The organism is Psychrobacter sp. BI730 (assembly GCF_013414195.1).
Lineage (GTDB): Bacteria > Pseudomonadota > Gammaproteobacteria > Pseudomonadales > Moraxellaceae > Psychrobacter.
In genome coordinates, this window is sequence record NZ_JAATTV010000017.1 from 1 (window position 1) to 13,043 (window position 13,043).

Genomic DNA, 13,043 nt, shown 5'->3' on the forward strand with positions numbered 1-13,043 from the left:
TTCTTGGTCATGGTAAACTCCTCGTTGAGTCGTTAGTTTACCAAGTTTACTTGTACGGTTTCTTCAGCATAGCTCACCCTAAACAATTAGATGGATGTTCGATAAATCAAAAATCCATCGTTGCTGACAGCAAGAACGTACGCGGCTCACCTATGGCCAAATCGTTGTAATGTGCCGTTGTCCAATAGGCCTTATTCATCACGTTTTCGACACTACCGCGCAGTGTCAGTGGCTTGTCATTAACAGAAGTCAAATAGCGCGCACCCACACCATATATAGTACGACCTGGTAGGGACTGTATATTGTCATTTTCGAGATATTGTTTAGACACCGCATTTGCATTTGCTGTTAGCGTCAAATTTTCTACGAGAGGTAAATCCCACTCTACGCCGATTTTAGATTGCCACTTTGGCACACCTGCCGCTTGATTACCTTCATTAACCCCATCATTCATTTTAGTCAACTTAGCATCAATATAGCTGATACCACCCATTAAGCGTACATTTTCAGCAGGCGAGCCAAACACGCCCCACTCCACGCCTCGATTACGCTGAGCGCCAGCATAAGAAAAAATATTGGTATCGGTATCGGTATAACCGTTGGGTTTTTCGATTTCATAAGCACTTAGAGTATGAGAGAAATTACCAAGATCGATTTTTATACCGACTTCTTTTTGTTTGGTCTTATAAGGCGCAAATATCTCGCCAGCATTTTCTGCATCTGTTGGTGCTGTAGCTCCTTTACTTAGTCCTTCTATATAATTTGCATACAAAGATGTCTGGTCGGTTATCTTTACTGAGAGCGCCACTGACGGCGTTATGGCATTTTCATCATATTTGGTACCTGTTGATAACATGCCGCCTGTTTGTTCTGTTTTTAGCTGTTGATAGCGAGCCCCTAAGGTGAGTTGGTATTTATCCTGATCAAACGATAACGTGTCTGCAATGCCATAGCTGGTCAATTCGGTGTCTGTCGCAGTTAAAAGTGGCGGATTCAGATCTAAATCAGGTCTGGATCCCCACACAGGGTCGTAGATATTGGTATCAACACTGACACCACGGAATCTTGCTGCATACAAATTGTATTTCTCTTCATAGCGGGTGGCATTGACTGCTATTTGGTGTCCAATATTGCCCGTTTGGAATTGACCATTTAAGCCGACTTCGAACGACTGTCTTTCGTTGTCATCGCCTACGTATCCAACGGTGGTACTGATATCTCCATCAGTATTAGATATCTGAGCATTATCTGCACTGAGTCCGTCATAATTCCATTTGGTTACCCCCATGGAGGCATACGTTGTCAATTGGTCATTGATATCAAATTCAGCGCGTCCTATGGCCCCTTTGGTTTGAGTCTCAAAATAGGCCCAACTGGGATTTAATAATGTATCTGGATCTGGAACACTAGGAATATCAACACCTGATGCTAATGTAACTCCTCGAGTCGGCCCATCCACATGGTCTGTTGTCGTATAAAGGTCAGCGGATACTCGTGCACGCTCACCGCGCCAGTCCAGTGCAATAGCTGCTGATTGCGCTTGCTTTTCTTGATCATCAACGGCGCTATCACCCTCTCTATAAGCCCCATTTACACGAACACCAAATTGCTTGTCTTCACCAAAGCGGCGACCTATATCGACATGCGCGCCCAATTGTGAGTCTGATAGATATCTAGTGGTCAGCTGTGTCAGCGGCTCATCCCCTGCTCGTTTGGTGACTAGGTTGACAGAACCGCCAATAGAGCCGTTGGGAGACATGCCATTGAGCATTGCTGATGGGCCTTTAAGCACCTCAACACGCTCAAACATTTCAGGTGAGCTACGATAGTAAGGTGCCATACCAGTCAATCCATTGACGGTCACATCATTACTACTCGACGCAAAACCACGAATATAATAACTTTCAAGACTCTCTCCACTGGCACCGCTGGTATAAACAGCGGGATCCGTTGCAGCAATAACATCGGTAATATCTACCGCTTGTTGGTCAGCGATGAATTTATCGGTGTAACTGATGGCACTAAATGGCGTGTCTAAAAAGTCTTTATTACCCAAAAACCCCATATTATTGGTGTATGTCACCTGCCCGCCAGCATAGTTAGAGTTCTCCTCAGCATCAGCTTCAACCGTGATTGCTGGTAGTGTGACCGTTGGTAGGTCTTGATCCGCTTCTGTGCTCTGGTTTTGTGCAGTAATGGTCATATCAGTGGCTTCTGTACTACTGACTGGCGTACCGTTGGTCTGGGCATAAGCGGCGGGCATGCCCAAAAATACAGTACCAGCAGCTGCCCCACATAAAAGTGCCAGTTTTGCTGAGACAAAATAATTGAGAACAAAAAATGGTTTGTGCTCTGTGAAAGATTGCTTGACGTTGGGGTGTTGGCTTGAATGTTGTTGAAGTTGAGACATAGCGATATCCTGTCGTTTTGATAAACAAATAAGTATTAAGCTAATAAAAAATAATGATAATAAAAATACAAATGATAACTATTTACATAACGAAGCTAAAAAATAACTTATTTTAGCTTCGATTGAGCAACTTGCCTGCCTTTCTTGGCAATACTAATTATCTGATATAGTCAATCCACTATAAAAGCGTTACAGCGTTAACCTCGCTTGAAATATGACATATACATCTGTACTCAGTTGCCTTGTACCACTCTTAAATTAGATCAACGATAGTATCCGTGATGCATTGATGTCTTTAAGAGATTGCTGTCTTTAAGAGGTCGTCTGATAACCCTTTAACACATCATCCATCATGATGTTCAACGAGGTCGGACTGGCTGCAGTGATATACCATGCATCGGCATCAACAAACACAACGTGGCCGTTTTTCCATGCTTTGGTTTGACGCAGTAACGGATTGCTCACGTCATCAGGGCTGATGGTCGCGCGATGCTCCATAACCGCAGTACGGTCGACGATATAGATGATGTCAGGATCTGCTTGCTGTATAAACTCACTAGAAATAGGCTGACCGTGCAGGCTGGTATCGTCAAGTGTGCTTGCTGGCTTGACACCCAAATCATTAAAAATAAAACCATAGCGCGAGTGCAGCCCAAAATTGCTAAAAGCTCCATTGTTATGTAAAACAACCAATGCTTTCTCCGGGCGGTTTTTCGTGAAATCTTGAATTTCTTTGACTCTCGTCCCTAGCTGCGTTGCCTTTTCTTGCGCCAATACTTCTTTATCAAAAATACGACCCAGTGTTAGTAAGTGACTTTTAATAGTCGCTATATGTTGCTGACTATTATTGAAATTCACATCAAAATGTAGGGTTGGTGCAATTTCTGACAGCTCTTGATAATTAGCGGCATGAAGTGGCGTCATTAAAATCAGGTCAGGATGTAGCGCATGGATACGTTCCATATTTGGCTGAACAATAGCGCCCAAATCTTCTACTGATGCATCCTCTTTATAATGAGCAAGAAAGTGAGGAATATAATCTTTGACCATTCCTGCAATTGGAACATTCAGTTGATCCAAAAAATCGACTTCATTCATATCTAATACCGCGACACGCTGTGGCTGATTAGTAATCACTGTCGTCCCAAGCTCATGTTCAATAGTGATAGGTGTTTCAAGCTTTTGTGACGCCTGTGTCTGTTCAGTAGATGGTTTTTCACATCCTTGTATTGATACAGCTGCCGAAATAGCTATTATCCAAACCCAGCCTCTCTTATTCAAATTCATACTTTTACCCCTGATAAATTGAAGTAGTTACATAAGCAACCACGTTCACTACGAATAATTTCAAAATCAAGATCGTATAATTCCCTCAAGTTGGACTCTGTCACGACCTGTTCAGACAATCCACTAAAGCTCAGCTCACCATTTTTCAAAGCCACAATATGGTCAGAATAATTGGCAGCGAAATTGATATCGTGAATCACCAAAATTACTGTCCGCCCTTGTTCATCACATAAACGACGTAAGGCTTGCATGATTTGTACCGCATGCTTCATATCAAGGTTGTTTAGCGGCTCATCTAGTAGCAACACATCCGTCTGTTGCGCAATGGTCATCGCCAAAAAGGCCATTTGTCGCTGACCTCCACTCAACTCGTCCAAATAAGCATGGCGCAATGGTTCTAATGCCAAAAAATCAATGGCTTCATCAATAATGTTTCGATCTTCTTTAGTTAAGGCACCACGGCTATAGGGAAAGCGTCCAAAGGAAATCAGCTCTTCCACAGTCAATCGTAGGTTGAAACCTGGAGACTGCCTCAGTGTTGCCACATGATGTGCATATTCAGAAGTGCGAATCTCACGAATGTTGCAATTTTTAAAGGCCACATGACCACTACTTGGCTCCAACAACCTAGCCATTATCATCAACAAGGTGGACTTTCCAGCGCCATTAGGACCAATTAAAGAAGTCACACTGCCTGCCTCAAATTCTAGACTGATGCCAGAAAGAACCGTTTTTTTGCCATAGCTTTTATGGACATCGTTAATGGTAATCATGTAAAGCCTCTAGTGCGGACTGTCAGCGCGAGAAAATATATGCCACCTACAAGATTGACGAGAATACTGACACTGGTTTTATAATTAAAAACATGCTCAACAAAGATTTGCGCCATTAGAAAGATGGCAATAGTAATGGCACAAGCGATGGGTAATGTGACTTTATGATGATTACTTCCTGCAAGCACATACGCGATATTGGCAACAAACACCCCCATAAACACCGTGGGGCCAATCAAGCTTGTGGACACTGCCACCAAAATAGCAATGAGAGCCAAATACCGTTTGACATACTTGGTATGATTCACCCCAAGGGATTGTGCCTGCTCACGGCCGAGAGCCATCACATCTAAGACAGGTAAGGTTTTACGGCTAACCCAAAGTACGGTGGTTACCGCTAACGTTCCATAAAGCAAGGTTTGTGGCTGAGACCGGTTAAATGAGGTATAGCTTAAGCCCTGAAAAATCGAAAACTCACCAGGGCTAATGCGAAGTTGAATGAATTGCGTAATCGTACCGATGACCATCGTCAATACCAATCCAAATAACAACAATGTGTAGACATCATTTTTACATTGCGGGAAGAGCCAGTGCTGAAGTACCCACGAATATATCAGCATCAATATAATTGATACGATGAAGTTGCCACTGACACCTAAGATCATCAGACCATTCGTGCCCATCACGAAAAGTAGCAACACTTGCCACAGTAGATAAACGGCCTCATAGCCCATTACAGAAGGTGCCAGAATACGATTACCAACAACGGTCTGAAAAACGACAGCTGAAAAAGCCAAACAAATACTTCCGAGAACGATAGTAGCTAGGCGCATTAAGCGCTTAGGAATTAAGTAGTCAAAATCTAGCCCAGATCCTATAAACAAAAAAACAAAAGCCAACAATATAATGAGTATCAAGGTTACTCGAATCTTCACAGTTGCACTCACTTGACACCCCTCATGATTAATATAAGGAATATCAAACCGCCCACCCCGCCAGCCGTAAGACCAATGGGAACCTCAAAAGGATAAATAATCAATCTTCCAAAAACATCGCATATCAGTAATAAGCAAGCACCACCTAAGGCGACAATTGGCAATGTCCGTGACAGGTTTTCTCCGTACTTTAGAGCGACCAGATTTGGAATAACTAACCCCACAAAAGGTATGGCACCGATGGTAATGACTGAAGCGGCCACCGTGACTGAGACTAATACAAGGCCTAAGGCGGCTGTTGATGCATAACCCAGTCCCAGACTTGCAGCCATATCCTCACCCATACCCAAGACGGTAAAGCGATGAGCATAACCATAAGCCAAAATAATGATAGGTAAAATAATATAAATCAGCTCGTAATGACCTTGCACAACCCTTGAAAAATCTCCCAATAACCATCCCTGCATACTTTGCAAAATATTATTTCTGTAGGCATAGAATTCTGCTATTGAGCTCAGCACACTGCCATACATCAAACCAAGGACAGGAATGAGTACCGAGCTTTTAAATTTTATACGGCTAATAATAAGAATAAAAAGTAAGCTTGCTGTAAAACAAAAAATCATCGCAAAGATCATTTTACTGCTCGTACTAGCATTAGGGAGAATAGTAAGCGAGACCAAAATACCAAGTTTGGCTGCATCCAAACCGCCTGAAGTTGCTGGTTCAACAAATTTGTTACGAACAATATGCTGCAAAATAACCCCACTGACAGACAAACCTACCCCTGTCAGTATGAGCGCAATTAACCGTGGTATACGGCTGGCCGTTAGAGTCAACCATGCGTCACTTGATAAATTAAAAAGCGCGATAATTGATGTCTGCTTTGACCCCAACATTAAAGAAGTGACACAGAGTAAAATAAGCAACAGAAATAGTGAGCGCATTATTGAGATTCTTCTTACTTATATGGATACGAATGACTTTTTATTACGCTGCAACATATCATCAACAGTCTATAAAACTCGTTGCTAGAATTTTTGTCACCAACATATAAATTAGAATCAATCATACTATGCTTATTTGAATAGGTAAGTTGAATATAAGGTGAAACTGGGAAGTTATACCGTGAATAAAGGAAATTATTCAGAACGGCACCTAATCATTTAATAAAGTTAAAAGATTAGATGAGCTCAAGCGCAATATAGGATTGGCTTAAATAAGTTGTATATAGCTAATGGTTATTTAGCGGATTTTTGGGAATAGTAGCGGCTTGACAGAAATAGTTTGACTAGATAAGTTGTGTGGGTGTAACGCCATAAAATTTGGCGAAAGCCTTACTGAAATTGCTAGGATCATGATATCCAACATACCATGCAGTTTCTTGAACGCTCTTATATTCATCCAACAACAAACGCATTGCTTCTTGCATACGTAATTCACGGATAAAGCTACCAATTGTTTTACCCGTTTGTTGTTTGAACTGTTGTTTTAGGTAGCACTCATTTATACCCACTCGTTGGGCCAACAAGGAGATTGTTAGTTTATTACTGTACTCTTGGCGAATGATGTCAACTGCCTGATCAATTTGACTTCTTTGGTTCATTAATTGGCCTGATGTATCCTGTATGCCTAGTATATCTTGGCAGAGGAGTAAGGCTTGACTTTCTAAAGTTAATCGATCACTCAACGTACGGCAAGGTAATGAGAGAATGTAAGCAGCACGAGCAAGTAAGCGTGGCTGATTTGATAGTCTAACTTGGATCATTTCAGGATCTTGGTTAGATGATAATAGCCATGTCGGTAGAGCGAAGCTTTCTGCCCAACGTGATAATAAGTCTTGATTGAAATCGATCGATACTACATGACTATTTATGGATGGTTTTTGCAAATACTCAGTATCAACAGTAGAGCTTATATTGCCAAAATCTCCTGATCGTCGCCAAATTTGCTGTGAGTGAATGATTGTATCAGCACGTAAATTACTAGCATGCAAATTATAGTTCGCATCTACAATTAAGTGCATACCCACATCACAAGAAAATGGTGCAGCGGGTTCAACCAAAGGTTGGCTATTAGTAATACAGTTTCGACCTAGCACGATACCGTTATGTAAGCTCAATAGATCGCCATAGCCAAAACCTCCATTATAGATTGGACGTTTAATCAAATAATCAGAATCAGAGCGATCAAAAGCCCAATATTTATCCTGATAATGATCATAAAATGTATTTAGGTCTGCCATATTAATATAATCACGATGTTTTAGTAGGTGGTTTAAGCGAGTAGATAGTAGACGTTTTATGATATATCCAGATAAGAATCGTTTTATTTGGATAAATAGTGGGTTACTGAATCTTAAAGTAAATAGCAACAAACAATCATTTTAATGTAAATGATTATCAATTATACATAAATAGCTGTAACTAACCTACTAATATGGAGTAATAATGAGTCTGCTGATAGCTAATATAAAAAACGAGCTTAATAATATTAAAGAGGTCTGGAAACCTACTGATATCGCACAGTTTAATCAATTAACCGTCAAGCTAGCCAAATTAGAAGGCGAATACGAGTGGCATCGTCATGAACATGAGGACAAGTTATTTTATGTATTATCAGGACAATTATTTATTATATTAAGAGACAAGACTGTAGAAGTAAATTCTGGAGAAATGGTCGTTATTCCTAAGAATATTGACAATAAGCCTTATGCACCTACTGAAACGAGTGTGATGTTTTTTGAGCCTTTACAAAGCTGAACCTAATACTAATCTCAGTTGTAGAGAAGACTTAAATTTTTGATAATAATGAACTTCTTAATGTCTTTTCTTGTAGAGGATTTCTTTTGGCGGCAAGCTTATTGAAGACTATATAGAATGAAAAAATAGATACTGCTGATGGCTAAAATGTTTCTAGATACTGCTTAAATTAAGGATAAGATTAATACCTTAACAAGACTTTTAACGCAGTATGAGTCCTTTATAGCATCAGCGTTGAGAATAGAATCAGTAAAGTAATTTTTTATCCGTACACAATACGAGATCCATACTCAAAGTTAAACTTGAATTTTTCTATCACTTTACTGTTGAAAGTATTCTCTATTAGTGCTGTAGCTCAATTCATATATTAATGATATATTAAAATATCCTGAAGCAAAAAACGCTTTTTTAGTGATAGTATATGTTTAAAACCAAATAGCGCCATAGAAACATTTAGTTACACTTAGTCAAGATATAAATCCCGTTATTTGTCTCGCATCCAATACTTAGAAGGTGTTGGTCTAATAGTTGGTCTATACCTATAGTTATAAATAAAATTTAATTAAAAATCAATATCTTGTATAAACAGTACGACTTCCTCCTTCACCGCCAATCTTATTCTGCTTAAGCAAAACCTCAGTTTTTCTATCTTGTTCTACCCTTCTTTAGATATTTTTTATACTTTTTAATAGTAAGACTTTCAGTCTATACTTATTCTCTACTGCTGTCTGAAACACTTCTGTTTAGCCTTAATTCTGGGTGTTGTATGAGTCTAATAACTATATACCTCGTCAAATAACACATTAATTGACCAATCTAAAAAACTCGTACCATGGGCTGAGAGTGACTCATAAAATGAGTAGATACTCTATTATAATTCGTTTTATTATCAGCTTAATTTTATTCCCAGACCCTTATACGAAAAGGCTTTGAGTTTTTCTGTGGCGCTCAATCTAGCTTGATATCTATATTTACCATCATTGCTATACCGTACAAAAATGTAATCACAATAGAGTCACTGGTACTCGGCAGATGCCATTGTCCAAAAATTGGATTATAGTAGATATTGGTAATATTTATTTAAATAAACTAAAGGATATAACGATGAAAACACTAGGAATGTGTATCGTAGCAGGACTCGGATTGAGTGCTTGCGCTACTGGCATGGGCGGCATGGCAACAGGTAATACCAATCAAAATAACAACTCTGCTAACGTAGTCACTCAATACCCAGTTGAGACTGCATTACTCAATATCTATACCAAACAACGGAGTGAAAAATTGGTCGCTACTGTCGGCGGACAAAGCGTAGCCGCAGATATTCAAATAACCCCTAAAGGCAGCATGCGCTTTAATAATAAGATGGTACAAGGCGCAGAAGTCAGCACAATCAACACAGTGAATCAGCAGATTACGGATCAGTCCGTCGCTATCAATTACTTTACGCTAAACCCATTGGTGTTCCATGGTTTTACGGACAGTACGGGTGAGTATTCAATCGCTAACCAAACGACGAGTATCCCTAAAATGGCTACTGTAGGCGACTCAAGTCAGCTTATCACTGAAAACGTGTATGCTGACAGCAGTATGCGTCAGAAAACCGCTACCTATAAGCAGGACTGGTCGCTCACACAGGATACAAATAACACGGCGTGGCTCTGTATAGAAACCTCAGGCAATCTACTTTTGACTTCTGGTGCTGCAGGTACTTCGTCAGAATGCTATAAAATCAATGCCAAAGGCGATGTTTTGAGTAGTAAAGTCACACTCACTCAGCCTAATAAAAGCGGCACTTCTAAATCAATGACGTTTATCAGTCAGTAGTGTTCACCTAACTAGTAACGATCAATATTGTCATATAAAAACAAAAAAATAGCGCCTAATGAAGGCGCTATTTTTGGATGCTAGGATCGTATTTTTATGAGCGACGATCATGGTTGTTTTTATCATGATTGTTTTTGTCGTGGCTGTTTTTAGTATTGCTGTTTTTAGCATGAACATTTTTGGCTGTTACTTTGTGCTTAGCAGCCACTACGTTAGCTTTGTGATGTGACTTTGCTGCCTTAGCTTTGGCATGCTTATAGTTATTACTCGCTTTACTGCTGCTGTGTTTTTGTTGCTGTACTTGGACTTTATGATGTTGGTCATAACTGGGCGCAGCATTGGCCTGACCAACCATTGACAAACAAGCAGTAGCGGCTAAAATCGAACTAACTAGTATCTTTTTCATCATTTTATTCCTTTGAATTCATATTTAGAGTAGTTATAGATAATTCACTTAGTGTTAAAGGAACTATCGTGATAAAGCTTTACTCTATCGACAAAGAGAATGATAAATGATTCTAGTATTAAGTAGATTTATGAAACTTGAAGAAAGGTTGCGATTGTTACGAGGGCATGCACAATCAAAGGCATGTTAGGTATTGGCGTAATGTTTGGTTAAATGACAGCGTATTTACGATTCATCGGTAAGCATTGTAGACAGAGTATTTATAAAAACGCGAATGACTAGCTGATTGATAAAGAATGCAAATACGGAAACGGTTAAGCCAAATTTCCTGATATCAATATTTTTGGTATTCGAAAAACCTAACTCATTAGGAGTTAATGGCTAATGTTTAAAACGAGCATAGCAATACCCCATACTGCTATGCTCTAAATGTGCTAAATGTGCTAAACAGACGTTTTCTGCAAAATATAAACCACAAACTTTGCCTCTGTGCTAAATGCTTCTTTTTCTACTGCTGCCAGTAGTGCTTGCCTTTTTTCGCTGCGGGCACGGTACGCATAAGGTGTCATCGTCGTCAAATCAGCCAAATCCTCTGCGGATAACGTCAGCTCTGTACTGACACGGCAGGTCTCAACCAACGTAAAATATGGTGCCAATTCTTGCAAAAATTTATCAGAGTCATGCTCACGCACATCATCAAATAGCGCATCACGCATCGTTGCCAAATGCCCGACATCAGGTTTGGCAATAACCAGATAGCCATTATCCATCAATACATTATCAAATGCCTCGGGCAAAATAGGGCTAAAGATACTACTAATCCCCGTCACACTGTGTGGGTGTAATGGTAAATGTGCAGCACTGGTCACTAATGGGTAGACCGCTGTCGTCTTGGTAGTATCTTCTTGGCACGGCTGATACCATAGACGACCTGATAGTTTACTAACCTTAGCCAGCTCAACCACTGCAGGCTTACTGATGTCAGCGGCTATCAGCGTGTCTATAACATCCGATCCCATTTGTGCCATTGCCTGCGTGTAGTAGCCTTCTCCGCAGCCAATATCGAGCCAATTGACTGACTTGTTATCTTGCTTATCTATTAGCTCATCGTTAGACAGCAACTCTGTCATTTTTTGACTAATTAGGTTTTGGAGTGGTGCGTAGTGACCATGATTTAAAAACCGCTTACGTGCATCGATAGATTCTTGGCTATCACCAGGTGCTTTGGACTTTTTCTGTTGTACTGGCAGCAGGTTAACATAGCCTTGACGCGCTACATCAAAGGGATGTGAAGTTTGCTTAGGGTGCAAACTACCATCACAGCGCCAAGTATCTGCGGCGGGTTGTAGCGGTGACTGACAAAGTGGACAAATAAATAACGACACGGGCATCTCAAAGTGATAGCAGTATGCTTGGCATTTTAACAAAATTCATGGGTCCTGAGCGACAAAAAGCCGCCTCAATCACGATTGAAACGGCTTTTTGGAGTTTTGCAAATATCTATATAGATATTTGGCGGTTATAGCTTAACGCAGTTTTAGCGTCATTAGCCCAAGGATGACAAGAATAATGGCAATAATCCAAAATCTAGCTACCACTTGCGTTTCTTTCCAGCCAATTTCCTCAAAATGATGATGCAGCGGTGCCATACGGAAGACGCGTTTTTTGCGCAGTTTGTACGAGCCAACCTGCAACATAACTGATAGCGCTTCTGCGACAAACAAACCACCCATAATCGCAAAGGCAATCTCTTGGCGGGTCATAACGGCGATAGTACCTAGCATTGCACCTAGTGCTAGTGCGCCAACATCACCCATAAATACTTGTGCTGGATGTGCGTTGAACCATAGGAAACCAAGACCTGCTCCGACCATTGAGCCACAAACGATGATGACCTCAGAGTTATAAGGAATATAAGGCACATGCAAGTAATCAGCAAAGCGTACATCGCCTGATACATAGGCCATCGCACCCAAACCTGCAGCGACGAGAACGACTGGCAAAATCGCCAAACCATCCAAACCATCGGTTAGATTGACTGCGTTAGAAGCACCATTAATCACAAAGTAAGTAAAGATGATAAAGCCAATACCAAATGGCACCGCTGAAAATGGAATCATCCAGTCTTTGAATACTGGCAATAGTAGATCCTGCATCTCGCGCGTGGTGTTGATATCGGGTTGTAGTGTGGCGATATAATACAAAGATACACCGACAAACAATGCACCCATAGACAACCAAAAATACTTTTTGCGAGCGATTAAGCCTTTTGGATCTTTGTACTTAATTTTTAGCCAATCATCAGCCCAACCTACGGCGCCGAAGATAACCATGACCACGAGCAAAATCCAAACATAAGGATTGTTTAGTCGTGCCCATAGTAGCGTCGATATACCAATCGCACTTAGGATCAATACCCCGCCCATGGTTGGCGTACCAGTCTTGGCCAAATGCGACTGAGGCCCATCATTACGAATGGCCTGACCATATTTGAGCGATCGTAAGTGCCGAATGACACGGCCACCAAACATCATGCTAAATACAAGGGCGGTAACAACGGCAAGCAATGCTCGCAGTGTCAACGAAGAAACCGCAGAAAACGGCGAATAATACTGGCCAAGCCAGCCAAACAACCAAACTAACACC

11 protein-coding genes are annotated in these 13,043 nt (G+C 40.8%); 2 read left to right on the top strand and 9 right to left on the bottom strand.

The window, feature by feature from the left end; all coding sequences use genetic code 11:
• Positions 1-106: 106 nt before the first annotated feature.
• The 6 genes from HCZ91_RS12080 to HCZ91_RS12105 all read right to left on the bottom strand — a co-directional run bounded on the left by HCZ91_RS12080 (position 107) and on the right by HCZ91_RS12105 (position 7,650).
• On the bottom strand, positions 107-2,410 hold the full coding sequence (locus tag HCZ91_RS12080; RefSeq protein ID WP_179799566.1) for a TonB-dependent siderophore receptor: 2,304 nt from the start codon (positions 2,408-2,410) through the stop codon (positions 107-109).
• Between the two features lie 312 nt (positions 2,411-2,722).
• Positions 2,723-3,697: a siderophore ABC transporter substrate-binding protein gene (locus HCZ91_RS12085; protein ID WP_179799567.1), complete on the bottom strand. Its 975-nt coding sequence runs from the start codon at positions 3,695-3,697 to the stop codon at positions 2,723-2,725.
• A complete protein-coding gene (locus HCZ91_RS12090; RefSeq protein WP_179799568.1) occupies positions 3,694-4,470 on the bottom strand; it encodes an ATP-binding cassette domain-containing protein in 777 nt (258 codons plus the stop codon). The genes HCZ91_RS12085 and HCZ91_RS12090 overlap by 4 nt, the downstream gene beginning before the upstream one ends.
• Positions 4,467-5,417 carry an iron chelate uptake ABC transporter family permease subunit gene (locus HCZ91_RS12095; RefSeq protein ID WP_179799569.1) on the bottom strand — a complete coding sequence of 317 codons (951 nt, stop codon included), beginning with the start codon at positions 5,415-5,417 and terminating at the stop codon, positions 4,467-4,469. Before HCZ91_RS12095 ends, HCZ91_RS12090 begins: the two co-directional genes overlap by 4 nt.
• On the bottom strand, positions 5,414-6,352 hold the full coding sequence (locus HCZ91_RS12100) for an iron chelate uptake ABC transporter family permease subunit (RefSeq protein ID WP_179799570.1): 939 nt from the start codon (positions 6,350-6,352) through the stop codon (positions 5,414-5,416). Before HCZ91_RS12100 ends, HCZ91_RS12095 begins: the two co-directional genes overlap by 4 nt.
• Positions 6,353-6,696: 344 nt before the next feature.
• Entirely contained in the window at positions 6,697-7,650 is a 954-nt protein-coding gene (locus tag HCZ91_RS12105) for an AraC family transcriptional regulator (RefSeq protein ID WP_179799571.1), read from the bottom strand.
• A gap of 205 nt (positions 7,651-7,855) precedes the next feature.
• On the opposite strand from HCZ91_RS12105, the gene HCZ91_RS12110 reads away from it, so the two are divergent.
• Positions 7,856-8,167: a cupin domain-containing protein gene (locus HCZ91_RS12110; protein ID WP_179799572.1), complete on the top strand. Its 312-nt coding sequence runs from the start codon at positions 7,856-7,858 to the stop codon at positions 8,165-8,167.
• Positions 8,168-9,271: 1,104 nt separating this feature from the next.
• Positions 9,272-9,991 carry a hypothetical protein gene (locus HCZ91_RS12115; RefSeq protein ID WP_179799573.1) on the top strand — a complete coding sequence of 240 codons (720 nt, stop codon included), beginning with the start codon at positions 9,272-9,274 and terminating at the stop codon, positions 9,989-9,991.
• Between the two features lie 94 nt (positions 9,992-10,085).
• On the opposite strand, the gene HCZ91_RS12120 is transcribed toward HCZ91_RS12115, so the two are convergent.
• From HCZ91_RS12120 to mraY, 3 genes are all read right to left on the bottom strand, one after another.
• Positions 10,086-10,397 (bottom strand): hypothetical protein, encoded by a 312-nt coding sequence (locus tag HCZ91_RS12120; protein ID WP_179799574.1) that lies wholly within the window; start codon positions 10,395-10,397, stop codon positions 10,086-10,088.
• Between the two features lie 443 nt (positions 10,398-10,840).
• A complete protein-coding gene (locus tag HCZ91_RS12125; RefSeq protein ID WP_179799607.1) occupies positions 10,841-11,788 on the bottom strand; it encodes a putative RNA methyltransferase in 948 nt (315 codons plus the stop codon).
• A 135-nt stretch (positions 11,789-11,923) separates the two neighbouring features.
• Positions 11,924-13,042 carry a phospho-N-acetylmuramoyl-pentapeptide-transferase gene (gene mraY / locus HCZ91_RS12130; protein ID WP_179799575.1) on the bottom strand — a complete coding sequence of 373 codons (1,119 nt, stop codon included), beginning with the start codon at positions 13,040-13,042 and terminating at the stop codon, positions 11,924-11,926.
• Position 13,043: the final 1 nt, after the last annotated feature.

Excerpts from the sequence above, each read along its gene's own strand:
- HCZ91_RS12080 (WP_179799566.1), bottom strand. The coding sequence starts at position 2,410 with ATGTCTCAACTTCAACAACATTCAAGCCAACACCCCAACGTCAAGCAA.
- HCZ91_RS12085 (WP_179799567.1), bottom strand. The coding sequence starts at position 3,697 with ATGAATTTGAATAAGAGAGGCTGGGTTTGGATAATAGCTATTTCGGCA.
- HCZ91_RS12090 (WP_179799568.1), bottom strand. The coding sequence starts at position 4,470 with ATGATTACCATTAACGATGTCCATAAAAGCTATGGCAAAAAAACGGTT.
- HCZ91_RS12100 (WP_179799570.1), bottom strand. The coding sequence starts at position 6,352 with ATGCGCTCACTATTTCTGTTGCTTATTTTACTCTGTGTCACTTCTTTA.
- HCZ91_RS12105 (WP_179799571.1), bottom strand. The coding sequence starts at position 7,650 with ATGGCAGACCTAAATACATTTTATGATCATTATCAGGATAAATATTGG.
- HCZ91_RS12110 (WP_179799572.1), top strand. The coding sequence starts at position 7,856 with ATGAGTCTGCTGATAGCTAATATAAAAAACGAGCTTAATAATATTAAA.
- HCZ91_RS12115 (WP_179799573.1), top strand. The coding sequence starts at position 9,272 with ATGAAAACACTAGGAATGTGTATCGTAGCAGGACTCGGATTGAGTGCT.
- HCZ91_RS12120 (WP_179799574.1), bottom strand. The coding sequence starts at position 10,397 with ATGAAAAAGATACTAGTTAGTTCGATTTTAGCCGCTACTGCTTGTTTG.
- HCZ91_RS12125 (WP_179799607.1), bottom strand. The coding sequence starts at position 11,788 with ATGCCCGTGTCGTTATTTATTTGTCCACTTTGTCAGTCACCGCTACAA.